Annotated in this window: 10 protein-coding genes and 3 pseudogenes; 8 read left to right on the forward strand and 5 right to left on the reverse strand. The window is 41.9% G+C overall.

What is annotated here, in order from left to right; genetic code table 11:
- The 7 genes and pseudogenes from ACFE90_RS09870 to ACFE90_RS09900 form a co-directional block, all read left to right on the forward strand.
- Window positions 1-89, forward strand: a pseudogene (locus tag ACFE90_RS09870) (photosystem II protein D2); the annotation flags it as partial.
- 782 nt (window positions 90-871) lie between these two features.
- Complete coding sequence (locus ACFE90_RS09875) at window positions 872-1,153, forward strand: 4a-hydroxytetrahydrobiopterin dehydratase (protein WP_375499996.1); 282 nt, start codon at window positions 872-874, stop codon at window positions 1,151-1,153.
- Window positions 1,154-1,778: 625 nt separating this feature from the next.
- On the forward strand, window positions 1,779-3,509 hold the full coding sequence (locus ACFE90_RS09880) for an iron uptake porin (protein WP_375499998.1): 1,731 nt from the start codon (window positions 1,779-1,781) through the stop codon (window positions 3,507-3,509).
- Window positions 3,510-4,184: 675 nt separating this feature from the next.
- The gene (gene cysK, locus ACFE90_RS09885) at window positions 4,185-5,147 is read left to right on the forward strand and encodes a cysteine synthase A (protein WP_375500000.1); all 963 of its coding nucleotides are present in this window, start codon (window positions 4,185-4,187) and stop codon (window positions 5,145-5,147) included.
- A 15-nt stretch (window positions 5,148-5,162) separates the two neighbouring features.
- Complete coding sequence (locus ACFE90_RS09890; RefSeq protein ID WP_375500002.1) at window positions 5,163-5,864, forward strand: J domain-containing protein; 702 nt, start codon at window positions 5,163-5,165, stop codon at window positions 5,862-5,864.
- Window positions 5,865-6,323: 459 nt separating this feature from the next.
- The gene (locus ACFE90_RS09895) at window positions 6,324-7,556 is read left to right on the forward strand and encodes a LamG-like jellyroll fold domain-containing protein (protein ID WP_375500004.1); all 1,233 of its coding nucleotides are present in this window, start codon (window positions 6,324-6,326) and stop codon (window positions 7,554-7,556) included.
- Window positions 7,557-8,141: 585 nt separating this feature from the next.
- Window positions 8,142-9,014, forward strand: a complete 873-nt coding sequence (locus ACFE90_RS09900) for a 6-carboxytetrahydropterin synthase (protein WP_375500046.1) — start codon at window positions 8,142-8,144, stop codon at window positions 9,012-9,014.
- Window positions 9,015-9,119: 105 nt separating this feature from the next.
- Here the strand turns inward: ACFE90_RS09900 and ACFE90_RS09905 are convergent.
- The 4 genes and pseudogenes from ACFE90_RS09905 to ACFE90_RS09920 form a co-directional block, all read right to left on the reverse strand.
- Window positions 9,120-9,728: pseudogene (locus ACFE90_RS09905) on the reverse strand (Uma2 family endonuclease).
- 32 nt (window positions 9,729-9,760) lie between these two features.
- Complete coding sequence (locus ACFE90_RS09910; protein ID WP_375500006.1) at window positions 9,761-10,756, reverse strand: PrsW family intramembrane metalloprotease; 996 nt, start codon at window positions 10,754-10,756, stop codon at window positions 9,761-9,763.
- Window positions 10,749-11,672 carry a class I SAM-dependent methyltransferase gene (locus tag ACFE90_RS09915; protein ID WP_375500008.1) on the reverse strand — a complete coding sequence of 308 codons (924 nt, stop codon included), beginning with the start codon at window positions 11,670-11,672 and terminating at the stop codon, window positions 10,749-10,751. Before ACFE90_RS09915 ends, ACFE90_RS09910 begins: the two co-directional genes overlap by 8 nt.
- Before the next feature lie 152 nt (window positions 11,673-11,824).
- Entirely contained in the window at window positions 11,825-13,507 is a 1,683-nt protein-coding gene (locus ACFE90_RS09920) for a DUF3352 domain-containing protein (RefSeq protein ID WP_375500010.1), read from the reverse strand.
- Between the two features lie 657 nt (window positions 13,508-14,164).
- Between ACFE90_RS09920 and ACFE90_RS09925 the strand changes: the two genes are divergently transcribed.
- A complete protein-coding gene (locus ACFE90_RS09925) occupies window positions 14,165-16,834 on the forward strand; it encodes a M1 family aminopeptidase (RefSeq protein ID WP_375500012.1) in 2,670 nt (889 codons plus the stop codon).
- 229 nt (window positions 16,835-17,063) lie between these two features.
- Here ACFE90_RS09925 and ACFE90_RS09930 read toward each other — a convergent pair.
- Window positions 17,064-17,551 (reverse strand): annotated as a pseudogene (locus tag ACFE90_RS09930) (IS630 family transposase); the annotation flags it as partial.
- Between the last annotated feature and the right edge of the window lie 94 nt (window positions 17,552-17,645).

Consider the following 17,645-nt stretch of genomic DNA (forward strand, 5'->3'; position numbering starts at 1 on the left):
GTATCCGCGCTTGGATGGCTCCTCAAGATCAACCCCACGAACAATTTGTATTCCCCGAGGAAGTTCTACCTCGCGGTAACGCTCTCTAATATTAAAAGCCAACCCATGACTTAAATCAGGGTTGTGGTTACCGAAAATTGACACCAACCAGATTGAATAATCTTTTTTGCATAAGCCAAGAAAGTGTCAATATTCCCCATTCTCCAGTCATCTCCCGCCTTTTGGTGGGGGATTTTTTTTTATATCGTTTATATCTCTAAATTTATGTGTTATCTTAAATGAAGGTTATAAACCCAGAGCAAAGGCTCTGCTTTTTTGAAACTAAGACCGCTTAGGCAACAAGGAGGTGATGCCCATGATAGAAAGTAGTAAATGCATGGGTCATCAGGTTGCAGTTAGCCGGCTGTGTGCCGGGGCTGTTCTCTAAAAGTTAGCCTTAGTTATCTTTGAGATACTAAGTTAGCTCAAGTAGCTAGGCAAGCTCGGAGTTCCTTCCGGCAGTCTGGTTGCAACCTGAAGACCCGCTAGACCGCTCTGAGTTAGATCACCTGATATAACTCAGAGCGGATAGTTTTTTTTATAGATAACTTTTATTTTATTAATGCTTGCTTTTAAAAACTTAGATGGTGATGCCTAGGGCGGCAAAGCCAACTTGTTTAACTTTTATAAAAAATAAAAATATCTTGCATCAAAATTTGGTTTCTGAGCAGATGTGAGCAATAACATCTATATATTAAGTCTGATTTAAATATACACACAGGCATTATTCCCTAGTTGATCCTCCCATGATTTCTCTATAGAAAACAAAAGAGATTTTATTTGATGAAATATTATGATATATCCCAAATAATACAACTAGGAATTTCTTTATATGGCACAACTACTCACTGAGGCGGAAATTCAAGAAAGTGCAAAGGTTCTGTCAGGTTGGACTGTTGAAGGCTCCAACTTGAAGATTACCCGCACATTCAAGAATTTTATCCAAGCAATTGAGTTTGTCAATAAGCTAGTGGAGCCTGCGGAATCGGCAGGACATCATCCAGATTTAGAGGTTTCCTACAACAAAGTGAAGATTGCACTCACAACACATGATGCAGGTGGACTGACGCAGGCTGACTTTGATTTAGCGCAGGCGATTTCCCAAATTAACTAAGTAATTATTCTGACATCTTTAAGTAGTTAACTGGAAGTCACTGCGACGAGAGACGCAGGGTGTAGCAAGCTTTAAGATTAAAAGTACAGGTTTTGGTTTGGAGTGCGCTGGTTTCAAAACTCTTGATTCATAAGCTGGTGTTTGCGATCACAATAGCAGATAAACTACCCGTATAAAGGCTTTGCCTAAATTTGTATAGCTGAGTCAATGTGTTTTAATTAATGTGCGAAGTTCAGTAGGTCTAAGTGCAAGAAGGGATTTTTACTGACAATGTGCTAAGTGTCTAACCTTGGAGCAGTTTAGCCTACCTAGCGAGCGAATGCCCTAAAGTTTACTCCCTGCTTAGATATTTAGATAATTATGTGTGACAGTTCTTAAGGCGATCACTCCAATCTTGTCATCTAGATCCGATGTTTTATAATGTTATGATATAAAGATATGTTTTTGCATAAGTTAATCAGATAAGTTTTTAACCCTAAGTTAATCGTTTATTAGCTTTGCAAAAACTAAAATTGTAGTAGTGGCAACTATGCCTCATCCACAGGTTTCAATGAGATGTCGCATTTTTGAGAATTAGGTGCAACGAAACCAATTATCTAAACAAGGTGTGAGGAGTAAAGAGAAGATGTCTAGTATATTGTGGAAATCTTTAGTGGTTAGCCCAGCAGTTTTAGGAGCAACATTGTTAGTTTCGGCAACAGCAATGGCGGCTCCAAACAAAACCACTGAAGTATCACCAGCCGCACAACCAGGTGTAACTGAAGTTACCCAACAGCCAGAAATATTGGCTCAAACAACCATTGATCAAGTTAATCGCTACAGCAACGAAGGCAACCAAAATAATTCTCAGTCTCAAGTAACATCGGTTTCCCAATTTTCCGATGTACAACCCACCGATTGGGCATTCCAAGCATTACAGTCCTTGGTTGAGCGTTATGGTTGTATTGCAGGTTACCCAAATTCTACTTATCGCGGTAATCGTGCTTTGACTCGTTATGAATTTGCTGCTGGTTTGAATGCTTGTTTGGATCGGGTTAACGAATTAATTGCCACAGCAACAGCTGACCTAGTTACGAAACAAGATTTAGCTACTTTACAACGGTTACAAGAAGAATTTTCGGCAGAATTAGCGACCCTACGCGGCCGCGTAGATTCCTTAGAAGCGCGGACTGCTGAATTGGAAGCTAATCAGTTCTCCACTACCACCAAACTAGTTGGTGAAGCCATTTTTGCAGTTAGTGATGTGTTTGGGGGTGACACCGGCGACAACAACAACACCGTCTTCCAAGATCGGGTACGTTTAGACTTGCAAACCAGCTTCACTGGTAGAGACATTTTACACACACGTCTAGCAGCAGGTAATGCAGCAGCCTTTAGACAATTTGATAACGGTGGTGGTGCTCTCACTACTGCTGAAGGTACACAAACGTTTCAAGTTGGTAATCAGGGTGGTAACAACAGTGTCAATATAGATCGTTTGACTTATGAAGTTCCCATAGGCCCAGCCCAAGTTTACATCGCAGCTAGTGGTGGACGGCACAGCCATTATACAGCCGTCAATAATCCTTACTTTTTTGATCAAACTGATGGCGGTAACGGTGCTTTATCTACCTTTGCTTCTGAAAGTCCTATCTATCGGATTGGTGGTGGTGCAGGTATAGCGCTCAATCTACCCCTTGGTAGAGGTCAGGGTATTCTAGGAAATAGCTCAATAACTGCGGGTTACTTAGCAACGGATGCTAATAATCCTGGTCTCAGTTCAGGTCTAACCAATGGCGACTACGCAGCTCTTGGACAGTTGAACTTTAGTGTTGGCGATCGCTTGGCTTTAGCTGCTACCTACGTCCACGGATATAGCGCAGGCGGTTTGTTGTTTGACTCCGGTACTTCATCAAACGTAAACAACGCTTTTGCATCTTCTGTTGCAGTAGGTACTCAACAAGCTAACACTCTACTAGGCGCAGCTTCCAGCAATTCCTACGGTGTGTCGGCTGCCTTTAGACCTAGCGACAAGCTGTCAATTAGTGGCTTCGTCTCTTACCACGATGTCATCGGCTTCGGCGCAAATGATGATTATCAAGCTTGGAGCTATGGTCTTGGGGTAGCCTTACCTGATTTCGGTAAAAAGGGTAACGTTTTAGGTGTCTTTGCTGGTGCAGAACCTTATTCCCGTAACCGAGCAGTTTTTGCTGGTACTGGTAATGATATACCTTATCACTTTGAAGGCTTCTACAAGTATCGCGTGTCAGATAACGTCTCAATTACTCCTGGTGTAATCTGGTTGACCTCTCCTGGTCAAAATAGCAATAACGATGATGCGATTATCGGTACGCTCAGAACAACTTTCACCTTTTAAAGTGTTGACTATCCACAGACAATTTTGAACTCTATTGCTCCCCGCCATCAGGCGGGACTTTTTGTTTTCGGTAGCAACAAAAAATAAACACCAGTAGTTAATCGGTGTAAACTAGAAAAGTTATGAGTTATGAGTTGTGAGTTATAAGTTTAGAACTAGCCCTTTCAAGGTGGGTAAAAATTTTTTCAATAAACTACTCTTTATCTTTAACCTCTTAACTCTGTGTTGTCTGTACCTAATAAGGTTAAAAAAAGATTTTTTAACCGCTTCAGATGCGGAGGGTGCAGAGAAAAAAAAGATTTTATTAGTCACCTTGAAAGGGCTAGTCTGCATTTTGTAAATGAAGTACACTCCTCTCCAAACCTCCGCATCTCATGTACTACATTTACTCAAGAGTCATTTGTTATTTCGCCCTTAGAGAATGTTTGGAAAGCCCTAAAGTAGACTAATCACCTCTCTTCATTTTGAGGAGAGGCTTTGAAACCCCGGATCTGGGGCGTTAGCTTTACGAGATTTCGCTAATGCTAACACCAAGCTCAATAGGTTTGAAAACCTGCCTATCCTGGGGGAACCATAAAGCCAAACAGGACTTGGCTTACCAATTATTATTGACTAATCACAAATGACTTTTGACAAATGACTTCTGACTAATAACTAATAACTAAGGGCTAAATTATGCGAATTGCTCGTAACATTACAGAACTGGTTGGTCGTACACCCCTAGTGCAGTTGAACCGCATTCCCCAAACAGAAGGATGTGTTGCAAAAATTGTGGTGAAATTGGAAAGTATGAACCCATCGGCATCAGTCAAAGATCGGATTGGGGTGAGTATGATTAACGCTGCCGAAGAAGAAGGGCTGATTACTCCTGGGAAGACAGTATTGGTAGAACCTACCTCTGGAAACACAGGAATTGCCCTAGCAATGGCAGCAGCTGCTAAGGGTTATCGGTTAATTTTGACAATGCCAGAGACGATGAGTGCAGAGCGCCGGGCGATGTTGCGGGCCTACGGAGCAGAACTAGAACTAACGCCAGGGATGGAAGGTATGAGTGGGGCAATTGGGCGGGCACAACAAATGGTTAATACTATGCCAAATACTTATATGTTGCAGCAGTTCCGCAATCCAGCCAATGCAAAAGTGCATCGGGAAACTACAGCTCTTGAAATCTGGGAAGATACCGATGGACAAGTAGATATGATTGTGGCAGGCGTGGGCACAGGTGGTACGATCACTGGTGTAGCAGAAGTGATTAAAGCACGCAAGCCTAGTTTTAAGGCGATCGCTGTTGAACCATCCAATAGCCCAATTTTATCTGGGGGACGGCCAGGGCCACACAAAATCCAAGGAATTGGGGCTGGGTTCATTCCGCAAGTTCTCAAGATAAAATTGATTGATGAAGTGATTACCGTCACCGATGAAGAAGCGATCGCTTATAGTCGGCGTTTGGCAAAAGAAGAGGGGCTACTATCTGGTATTTCCAGTGGAGCAGCTTTATGTGCAGCAATTCGCGTTGCCCAACGTCAAGAAAATGAGGGACGTTTAATTGTGATAATTCAGCCCAGTTTTGGTGAGAGATATTTGAGTACACCGTTGTTCCAAGACCTGGAAACAAGGTTAGCCGCTAGCATCAGCTAACGATAAATTGAATTAATGGTCAATTCTAAGCACGTTTCTAACCATTACGAAACTCTCAAAGTTAGTCCAAGTGCAAGCCTTGCGGAGATTAAGCAAGCCTATCGCCGCTTGGTTAAGTTATTTCATCCCGATAGCAATCAGGAAACAGCCGATCAAGAGCAGATAATCCGCATCAATGCAGCTTATGAAGTCTTAGGCGACAACCAAAATCGCCGCGATTATGACCAACAACTGCAAGATGACTCTCAAAAATTAAATAGCGATCGCCAACAGCGTACAGCATCAGCGCAAAAGCATTACCAGACTACACGAAAAACTGGACGCGATGTTGACGAGCAAGTTGAGGAATGGCTACGCCAAGTTTACCAACCAGTAAATCGCTTGCTTTGTACCATTCTTTATTCGTTAGAAGAACAAATGGAGCAATTAGCTGCTGATCCCTTTGATGATGAGTTGTTAGATGAATTTCAAGAATACTTAAAAACCTGTCGAGATGACCTTAAGCAGGCACAAATTACTTTTCGTTCTCTACCGAATCCGCCTAGTTTAGCAAGAACAGCCGCTCACCTTTACTACAGCCTCGATCAAGTAGCAGATGGACTTGATGAATTAGGTTATTTTCCTTTGAACTATGATGAGCGTTATTTACACACAGGTCACGAACTATTCCGCATAGCTACGAGATTACACTGTGAAGCGCAAGCGTCTGTAAGTTAATGCCCACATTCCGCACTTCATCGTGTAATACACGAAGATTTCCAACATCTGGCTAATGGTGGTTAAATAGCAATCACAAATCCCCAATAATTGTCAGTATTAATACTTAATAATTGAGCATTATTAGGAAATATTTTTGAATATCGATGTATTACATATTGAAGTGCGGAAGGTCGGTTAATGGACATGGGGCATTGGGCATTGGGCATGGGGTATTAGTTATTTTGATTTTTGCAATCGCTCCTTACAGAAATCCCAGCCTTACCCAAAACTCAGTATCCCAATGATAATTATTTAGACCGACCTACTTACTCTAATTGAATGTGCTTTTGATGTGATACTTTAAAAAAGTCATACCCCTAATCCCATACTTGCGGAATTTAGATGGTTTCAAGGATTTCTTCCTCTTTCGTGTCATGATGACTTTCGTACAAGTCTATTCGAGAGTCCTCAAAGTAAATGTTTATTTTCTACACCACTCCGATTGCATTCACTACTAACACCTCCTTTCAAATCCAGTTCCAATTTCAATTGACAGGTGGAACTCTTGGAGGAGATGGATTTACCTTTGTGCTGCAAAATAGTCCGGCAAAGGTCAGTGCTAACGGTAGTAGTGGTGGCAATTTAGGCTATGGCGGAACTGTCACCCCTATTACTAAAAGTCTGGCGAGCAAGTTTGACACTTCTAAAAATGCAACAGATCATAACAACAATAACATTGCTGTGCTGCGAGATGGTAATGTGACTGCTGCGCTTGCAACCACCAGTACTGTCACTGATTCCAACTTAGGTATACCAATTGATCTGAACTCCGGTAAGCCAATTAATGCTTGGATTGAGTACAATGGCAATACCGACAAACCGGATGTTTTCCTTTCCCAAAATTCGATTAAACTTCCAACTGCCACAACAGCACTTTCCTACCAGATTGATTTAACTTCTGTTCTCGGTTCCCAAGCCTTTGTTGGCTTTACTGCTGGGACAGGATCTCGAGTTTATGCTCAAAATATTAACAGTTCAAAATTCAACTCCGATAATGATAGCTCAACTGGATTAATAGGCTATTGGAAATTTGAAGAAGCAACAGGTAATACTGTTTTAGACAGTTCTGGCAATAATAATAACGGATCGTTGATTAATTCTAGCAGAACGGTTGGGCTATATGGCCAAGCTCTTCAAGTGAGTGGAAAGAATAGCTCCCATGCCAGTATACCTGCTTCAGCTAGTCTTAACTCTATGAGTAATCAAATCACTGTCTCAGCCTGGGCACGTCCAAATGGTCAACCAGTGGGTTTTCAGGCTGTTGTAAATAGACAGATTGGCACCCTTGTCCATCCCGATCAATTCTTTTTGGGGTTTGGTACGCGAAATAAAGTAACTACCTATAAATGGGAATTAGGCACCACTAATGGTGAAGGTGATGTTTACAAAGGTTTACCAACTGCTGATCGTTGGGTACATCTGGTAGGGACATACGATGGCAGTATGCTCCGTCTTTATGTTGATGGTGTTCAAATTGGTGCTAGTCCGGTTACTGGCAACCTATTAATAGATAACAATCCAGTAACTATTGGTGCAGCGGAGAACTATGCTGAAGGGACACCATTGGGTGACCGTTTCAATGGACTAATTGATGAAGTCCGCATCTATAATCGTGCTTTGAGTGCAACTGAAATTAGGAACTTGCGGTGAAATAGCTTACTCTCATGATAATTATTATCAAATAGGAGGTGAGGAATAGGCAGCTGTCGGCTCCCTATTCCTCACCCCATCCGTATGAGAAAATAATCATTATTAGAGGGAGTTTACTCTATGTTTTATTTTTTTGAAGTCCTGTTGGTTCTGCAACTCAGATCATCTGACTTTTCACGGTATCTGAAAAACCTCACTTCTATTTCTCTCTCCTAGAAGCCTACGGTGTACACACATCTCGAAAATTCCCTATCCAAATTGACTTTACAACCCATAAATCAAACTGACTTTTCACGGTAAGTCGTCAAGCTCCGAAAAAGCGTGGCTTTTTCCACAGTCTAATTCTCAATAGCTCTGAGTTAATGAAAATAGCTAACGCAAAAATCAAGGCTTGGGAAACCCTCAAAATGACCTTTTCCACATCCCGTGAAAAGTCAGATCAGATCAAGAGTATTATTACTTGTCACGGAAGTGGAAAAACTGCAAAAGTATAGTTATTCAGAAATGGCAAATGACAAAGAAATTAGTTTATGCTGGAAGTGGGAAAAAATTAAGATTTTTGAAGTTTTATTTCCAAATATACTCATGCAATGTATTGTTAATCGCCGCGCCCAGTTTTCGGCAAGTCATCGTTATTGGTTGCCAGAACTGAGTGAAGCTGAGAATATTAATAAATTTGGTGCTTGCTCTAGATTTCCGGGACACGGACATAACTATGTCTTATTTATCTCCCTAGCCGGAGAATTGGATGAATATGGCATGGTGTTGAACTTATCTGATGTGAAACATGTAATTAAACGGGAAGTTACCAGTCAATTGGACTTCTCTTATCTCAATGATGCGTGGGCAGAATTTCAACAAACTCTGCCCACCACTGAGAATATTGCACGGATTATCTGGCAGCGACTAGCACCACACTTGCCTTTAGTCCGTGTGCAGTTATTTGAACATCCTGAACTTTGGGCAGATTATATGGGAAACGCAATGGAAGCTTACCTTACCATCAGTACTCACTTTAGCGCCGCCCATCGGCTAGCTCACCCTAACCTAAGTAACGAAGAAAACACGCTTGTTTATGGTAAGTGCGCTCGTCCCCACGGTCACGGACACAACTATCATTTAGAAGTCACTGTGAAAGGGGAAATTGACCCACGGACTGGGATGATTGTTGATTTAGGTGCTTTGAATCAAATAATAGAAGATTATGTGGTAGAGCCATTCGATCACACCTTTTTAAACAAAGATATTCTCTACTTTGCCGAAGTTGTGCCGACTGCTGAGAATATCGCTTTTTACATTAGTAATTTAGTGCGATCGCCTATTCAAGAATTAGGAGCTAAACTTTACAAAGTGAAACTGATTGAAAGTCCCAATAACTCCTGCGAAATCTACTGTACTGAATCTGAATCAAATTCAGTCAGCGCAGCCGCGAGTCAGCCAGTATTAGCAAGGATTTAGGTAATTGAAAATTTAGGCATAGGACGTAGGGAATTTATATCATCCCCATGACGCCAGTTGCTTCAAGTCGGCAGAGCCGCCCAACGCACTGGCTCCCCAATGCCACTAAAAAAGTTTACTAACTAAGCAGTTGAAACCAGGTAGCAAAGGACTTGTTAACTCATCTTGACTGAATAAAGTAGCTGCCAACTTTAATGCAGCCTGTTCACGTCGATAAACCTCAACTTTCTTGTGTATAGAATTGCAAATCCAATATTCCTGAACCCCTTGTACCGAGTACAGCTTTAGCTTTGTTTCTTTGTCACGTTTTTCGTTTTTTTCACCGGGGGATAAAACCTCTACAACTAACTCCGGTGCGCTCGTGAGATGTCCAGCTTCATCTAGTAAGTTTTTTAAGGGTTCATGGCTTGCCCATACCACATCAGGGATCACATTGTCAGAATTTGAGAAAATAATTCCAGGTGCGATGTCTGACGACAAGCTGCTTTGCATCTACGCAGCCTCACCTAAACCAGTTTCATCTGACCAAATCTTAAGAACTGTAGCAATATTGACGCAGCTCGTCTGATGATCCCAGTTAGGTGCTTTGGTCACAAATAGTTCTCCATCAATAATCTCATAGCGATTTCTGCGTTCACGAAGTATCTCGGAACGAGAATCGCCAGCAAATAGTTCTAAATCAGCAGTCGTCCAACACACTGGAGTTGTTTGCATAGAAACCCCCTAGCATTTTTCTAAATGATATTTTAAAAATACCGACGACGAGCAGAATGTCGCAAATAGCGATAAACACCCCAAGCTAAAACTCCAAAAAAGAGATTTAGTAAAAAGCGACTAATTATAAACCACAAAATATCAGTATCAAAAAGCTTCGACGGACTTAAAGGACTAAGAATCCTGGCTAAGAGAAACAGCCCAAAAATAGCATTTCCACCCATTACGAGGGCAAACAGCACTAAACTCCTCTGCCAGTAACGGTGTTGGGGCGTATGGCCTGAAATCAGGGTAATGACGGGTTTGCCTTGCACTTTTCGCAGTAATTGTTCTAGTCGCCAAAACATCCACAAAAGAAACGGGAATAAAGCATAACTCAGGAAACCTAAAGGTAGTGAGTAACGCCAAGCACTTGATAAGACATTAACTAGGGCATGGCAGATTACAGAATTTAGCCAAGCCCTAAAAATGAACTTTTTGTCTTGATTTAACCGAGTGTTGGAGGAAATATAGATTCCTAAAGCATATCCCCAAGGTGCAGAGAACATGGCGTGGACTGGCATACCGATTATACGGTCTAGAATTGACGCTGTATCGTGGAAAAGGTAAATCCAATTCTCTTCGGCAGTGAATCCAAGGGCAACAGCTATGGTGAAGAGGAAAACGGTAGATGCAAATAATCGATACTTGCGTTGCAAATAGTAGGTTAGGACAACAACCGCTACAAACTTGCAGCCTTCTTCAATTGGGCCTACTTCCACAAGCTGCCGCAACGCTATTCCAGGAAGCGTAGACGCGCAGCTACTTGTCGGCAGACATAGCTTGATCTGATGCCAGTCTACAACCCTGTTGACTACAGTTTCAAAAATCCATTCGAGGCTAAGGGCTAAGATACCAGATATTGCGCCGATGATAAAGAACATCAGCAACTTTAACAGAGGTGGGGCAAATGGCACTCGACAGTAGTAGTAGCCTAGCAGCAGCAAAGGTGGTATTGCTGCCCAGAGCAGTAGAGAGAAATCAACCACTCACCTGAGCGATCGCTGTGCGGTGACGGTGCGTATTGTTAGTGATTGTGGGAGTTTGGAAACCCGCTTCAACAATAGCTTGCTCAATATTCAAAGCGAAATATTCATCTAAATACGGTTCAGTACTTTTGAGCAAAGTCAAAATGTAGGCTGGCATTTTTTTGTAAACTTCAGATTTTGGATTCATATCCATGATTGCCAAGTAGCCACCTGGACGCAGCAAGCGCCGCATTTGGGCTAAAATCTGTCGGGTTGGCGATTGGGGTAATTCGTGGCACATCAGGAAAATGGAAACTAAATCAAAAGAAGCATCAGGTAGCCCGGTAGATTCCGCTTGGGCATGAAGCCAGTTTATTTTAGCTTGACGTTGTTGGGCGCGGTAATTGGCAACGGCTAAGAAGTAGGGAGATAAATCCAAGCCTGTAATTTTAGCATGGGGATAAACTGTTTGTAGGGCAAAACTACTCAAGCCAACACCACACCCTACATCTAAAATGTCTTGCGGCTTATTGGAAATTTGACTTTTCAGAATATTGTGGTAACTTTGGCGCAGCATGGGATCGCCTTGCGCTTCTTCAGCGCCCTGCCAAATCTTAGCGTGGACAGCGTAAGCAGCAGGTTCTACCTCAAAAGCGGCTTGCCAACTGAGATTTCCAGTTTCGTAGGCATGGAATGAGGTGACATAGTAATCGGGGTAGGAAAGCTGAGGATTTTGCACTTGAGCTAGATCAGCCTTCCAATCAAGCGCCTGTAGTGTCTTGACTTCTTGCGTCCAAGGCACACCAATTCTCTCGGCACGTTTAATCATCATTTGTCTAGCTTGATGTTTGGCTAGGTCGGCTAAAGGTTTGATTGCCAGTACGCCATTTACCAAACGGGAAGCGAAGCCAGGAGTAGTATTTACAGCAAGGGTCATAAATCATTTTGCATTTAACAGCTTTTTCTACTTATGACATACTTGTTGGACGCCAGTCTAGAAGCAAATTGAATTGTGGGAGTGTGGAAGAAGCAAGGGAGAATTTTCCCCGCAGCCTCGCGCACCCCGCCCCTCTGCCTCTTTTTAATGCCCTATTTTGCAGTATTTGGCTTAAGAGCTAACAACATCTCCAATTGACTGATAGATTTATCAGGGCTAGTGGCGGTAAAACCAAGACCACGAATGGAACTCAGTATGGTGATAGCGTTGGCGTCAGATGAGATTAAACTCTTAATCAAGGGCACAGTTTGAGTTGTGTCCATATCCATGTAGAAATAGCCGCCGTTGGGCTTTTGCAAAGAACCCGTAATGGCTTTGAAGGTATCGCTATTGTCGAGAGATAGATTCTTGCGATCGCCGATCGCTTCAGCAACTGGGCCACCAAGAGCCACAAATACAGTGTCTTGATCGAGCCAACCATGTGACAATAAAGCTCCCTGTCTAGGGATTTGCCATTCCGTTACGTCTTTCCCACCAATATTTCTGTTGGCGACGTTGATTTGTTGGGTTTTGACAAGGGTATCCAATTTTGTCAAGGTGGCTTCAGCAGTTTTGCGATCGGTAGTATCAAATACTAAAGCACCTCCAAAACCAACATTTGCTAATACCCCTTGATTAGATGGAATCGCACCAAAGGCAAATTCCCCATTCATCCAGCCAAAAATATCTTTATCCAGATCAATATTGACAAATTTCAATTGTCCTCGCACCTGTTCAAGACCTTGTTTCATTTCTGGATAATTTTTTGACTCTTCTACTAGCGTTTCCCAGCCACGGCTGATACCATTTCCGCTAATCAGAGCAAAAGTACCAGTAGGAAATTGCCCAACTATATTTCCAGGACTTGATTGATACTGAAATTTATTGAGTTGCGGATCTAAATTGGCGATCGCTTTTACCCGTACTCCCGCATCATCAACACCAATACCCGCCACCACAGATTTTATCTGCTTGAGTTGCACCAGAGCTTGTGGAGGTAACTGCTTTGTCTGCGGGCTTCCGGCTGCTAATTGCTGTACCATGCCTGCATAGTCTGGTACATAAATTTGGGCGAGGCTGTTTTTGACATCCACTCCTTTGTTGAGAATACTACTTGCACCTTCTTTACTGGCAAAAGAAGACTCTCCTTTAAAGGTGTCAATTGCTTTTTCTACAGCTTGCTTTTCGGGTGCTAATACTAAGTGACTATTATTTAAAACTACGCTATATGTTGGCTTGCTATTTTCTGTAGTTTCTATAATTTTTTGACCTTTATAGTCAGATTCCTGGAATTTTACACCTTTTTGTGACTTTAATTTGTTAGCAAAATTCAAGGCGCTGAGTTTGTCCTTGATTCCCACTACAATCAAGATATTTGATTCTTGCTGTACATTGATTGGCGCATTAGGTGCTTGAAAAGGTGCTTTTAACTGCGTCGGCTTTACAGGATTAGGTGGTAATACAGCAATCATTACACTACCAGCCCAAGGCTTTATGTCTTTTTCATAAGAAACGTTATTGTCACTGAACACTTGCTTATTGAAATTTTCCAGACCTTTTGCTACTAATTTTTGTGCTTCTGGAGTGCCAAACTGCTGTAACTTTGCCCAAGCTTGAGAGTCAGTAGTAATATAAGTTGCCATAAATGCTGTTGAAGGTACTAGTTTAGCGCTGCCTAGAGCGTTTGAGCTAGCTCCTGATGGGGGTTTAAAATACGTATAAGCTGCTATGCTTCCTGCGATAAGTACAGCAGCACCAACAGCAGGAATGAAAAACTTGGATTTACTTTCAGGCATTTTGTTATCCTCTTTTGCTCAGATTGTCACCGAGATTTATACAAGTGTCACTGTAGAGTTTTCGGATTTATTAATAATTTCCGCTCATTGATCGGTATTTACTGATAAAATTAGTAGTCCTATAAGTTAGCAGTCTAAAATAATTACTCTAAAAAATACTTCCACGAGATGGGGAGCGAATCGGCAAATGATATGCTGTTCATTTAAAACAAAATAGCCTCCTCAACAGAGGCAAGCTATCCTAAGTTATAGGACTCCTGTCTGATTTTTGAACAAAATTTCAGATAAAACCCTGAGAAACAGGCTTTTCAGTCTCAGTATGTTTTCAAAAATCAAATCAGAGTCCTATATAAGAATAATTAGGAGTGTTTGTACTTATAAAAATTTATCGAGGTGCAAGAGATTCTTGACTCGATGACAAAAAAGTGCAAAACATCAGTGAAAGTAAATGCGGGAGGGATATGGAAAAAAGTCCAAAGATCGCCAGCCGACCTTCGGAAATTCGGGTGAGATTAATTTTAATCCCCCAATCCCAAAAGGGAATTCTCACCTCCATAATGCCCTGTTGATTTGGGAAATATATTTAGACACCGCTATTTTGCTTAACTACGTCCAGCCAAGCCAGACTTTTCAGGATTACAAGGTCAGTAAGGATCAATGTCGAAGTCTTATTTTGATACAGATAATAACAACGTACACAAACCTTTTGAGTTACCGGGAGCAAGACCACACTACAACCCCGATCGCCCCGGACAGGTAGAGCATATTTTTCTCGATCTCAGCTTGGATATCCCAAAGCTTTGCTATCAGGGCAATTGTAGCATTCGCCTCTTACCAATCCGTAATGGCATTGACCGTTTGACTTTGGATGCTGTCAACCTGAATATCGAGTCTGTACAGGTGGACGAGGTGCCACAAAATTTTGACTACGACGGGGAACAGCTTTCCATCCAACTTGCTGAGGTGACCCAAATTGGTAAAAGCTTGCTGATTGCGATCGCCTATTCAGTGGCAAAACCGCAGCGCGGTCTTTACTTTATTCAACCAGACAAGCACTACCCAAACAAGCCAACTCAAGTTTGGACTCAAGGAGAAGACGAAGACTCTCGCTTTTGGTTCCCCTGCTTTGACTATCCAGGACAACTGTCTACTTCAGAAATTCGCGTTCGTGTCCCCAACCCTCTGGTGGCAATTTCCAACGGTGAATTGATTAACACCATAGAAGATGGTGATTACAAAATTTACCATTGGTTACAGCAACAAGTTCATCCTACCTACTTGATGACTTTAGCAGTAGGTGACTTTGCCGAAATTCAGGATGAGTGGAACGGTAAACCAGTTACCTACTATGTAGAAAAGGGACGGGAGGAAGATGCTAAACGCAGCATGGGCAAAACTCCCCGCATGATCGAATTTCTAAGCCAAAAGTATGGCTATCCTTATGCTTTCCCAAAATACGCTCAGGTTTGCGTCGATGACTTCATTTTTGGCGGGATGGAAAACACTTCCACAACACTATTAACAGATAGATGCTTGCTGGATGAACGCGCCGCTTTAGATAACCGCAATACTGAAAGTTTAGTCGTCCACGAACTCGCGCACCAGTGGTTTGGTGATTTGGTGGTGATTAAGCATTGGTCTCATGCTTGGATTAAGGAAGGCATGGCTTCCTATTCTGAGGTGATGTGGACAGAACAGGAATATAGTCTCGAAGAAGCAGCTTACTATCGTTTATTAGAAGCTCGTCGTTACTTAAGTGAAGATAGCAGTCGCTATCGTCGCCCGATGGTAACACATGTTTACCGGGAAGCTATTGAGCTTTACGATCGCCACATTTACGAGAAAGGGTCTTGTGTTTATCACATGATTCGGGCCCAATTAGGAGATGAATTGTTTTGGCAGGCTATCCAAACATTTGTTCAAGATAATGCCCACAAAACCGTAGAAACAGTAGACTTACTTAGGGCGATTGAAAAGGCTACCGGACATAATCTTTTATTCCTCTTTGACCAATATGTTTTTCGTGGTGGTCATCCCGATTTTAAAGTAGCTTACTCTTGGGATGGGGATGCTAATTTGGCAAAAATCACGGTAACTCAAACACAAGCTGCTGAAGGTACAAATGGCAGTAAGGATTTGTTTGATTTAAAAATACCTATTGGTTTTGGCTATACCCAACAGGAAGAAGTTAGGAGTCAGGAGTTAGGAGTTAGAAGTAATGGAAAACTCAGCACTCAATACGGGCTAAACGCCCCGCTACCGCTAACAGCACTCAAAACTTTCACCGTGCGGGTAAATGAACGTGAACAAAGCTTCTACTTTCCCCTAGAAAATAAGCCCCAATTTATTAGCTTTGATGTTGAGAATAATTATCTGAAAACAGTAGCGTTAGAGTATCCAATATCAGAGTTAAAAGCACAGTTAGAATTTGATCCCGACCCGATTTCGCGTATTTATGCAGCAGTAGCTTTAGCAAAAAAAGGTGGGTTAGAAGCAATAAAATCACTATCTGCAGCGCTAAAAAATGACCCATTGTGGGGTGTGCGTGTGGAAGCCGCGAAACAACTAGCGCAAATCAATTTAGACCAAGCCTTTGATGGCTTAGTTCTTGGGTTAAAAGATAAAAATGCTTACGTCCGACGAGCTGTAGTGGAAGCACTTGCTCAAATTAAAATTGCTGAAAGCTATAGAGCTGTGAGAGGATTAGTGCAAAAGGGCGATCCTAGCTACTACGTGGAAGCAGCAGCTTCTCGTGTGATCGGGGCGATCGCATCTGCAAACTTGGAAGAGAAACCCAAGGAAGACAAGGTATTAAAGCTGCTAAAATCCGTTTTAGAAGAAAAGGCGGGTTGGAATGAAGTCGTGCGGAGTGGTGCAGTTGCGGGTTTAGCTGAATTCAAAACTTCGGAAGTAGCTTTAAATTTGCTAATCGAATACACCAAACTCGGTGTACCACAACCCTTACGTTTAGCCACAATTCGCGCTTTAGGAAAGATTTCTGTAGGTCAAAGTCCGGGTAATTTGGAACGTATTTTAGAAAAATTAACAGAACTAGCGAAAGAAACCTTCTTTTTAACGCAAGTGTCGGTAGCCGCAGCATTAGGACAAATGGAAACACCCAAAGCAGTGGGAATTTTGCGATCGCTAGTTGAACAAACAGCCGATGGGCGTGTACGTCGCTATGCTGAAGAAGAAATTTCTAAGGTGCAAAAGAATATTGGTTCAGAAAAAACCCTGCGTCAATTGCGTGAGGATTTTGATCAACTCAAACAACAAAATCAGGAATTGAGAAGCCGTTTAGAAAACTTGGAGGCAAAATCTAAATAGCATTGCACGATGGTTAAAAGTAGCTAATTGGTAATTGGTAAGTGTGACAAGATCACTACAATTACCAAATTTATAGCACTTATAAATAATAATTCTATTATGAGTCAGGGGTTGATTCTTCCACCTCACTATACTAATTTTAGTACTAGCCTTTTCAAGGTGATTGATAAAATCTCTTTTTTCTCTCTGCGCTCTTTGGTCTCTGCTGTTATAGCAACGGACAAGGCGGTTAGGACGCGGTGCGAAGCACATCTTCTATAGCATCCCGAAGACAGTGAAATTGAAGTATTTGTTGACGAATTCGACTTTTCAACCAAGACCAACACCGCTCAATATGATTGAGGTCAGGTGAATAAGGAGGCAAGTATTTTAACTGACAGCCTGCTGTTTCAATTAATTCTTGAATACGTCCACCGCGATGAAATGTGGCATTGTCGGCAACCAAGATTTGTCCGAGTTTTAGCGATGGCAGTAAACAACTTTCTCTTCCTCGTCTCAAAAACATTACGGTTACAAGCACCCTCAACAGGAAATGGAGCAAATAACTTGCCATTACAGTAGGCAGCAATCATATTAACTCGCCCTTGTCTTTTGCCAATGCAAGAGTACATCAAATCGCTTTCCTTTTTCATTCCAACCATAGCCATAATCGTCTCTATTATCCATTCCAGATTCATCTATATAAATGATTGACTCTGGTTTATATTTGTTGATTCTACATGGCTGAAAATTTTGTATTTAGTCCTCTTGAGAAGACTTAAATTAGCCTTGGAATTTATTCCGACGCGGGAATGGTAACGAAGATTAAATC

It is taken from the genome of uncultured Nostoc sp., from assembly GCF_964245445.1.
Lineage (GTDB): Bacteria > Cyanobacteriota > Cyanobacteriia > Cyanobacteriales > Nostocaceae > Nostoc.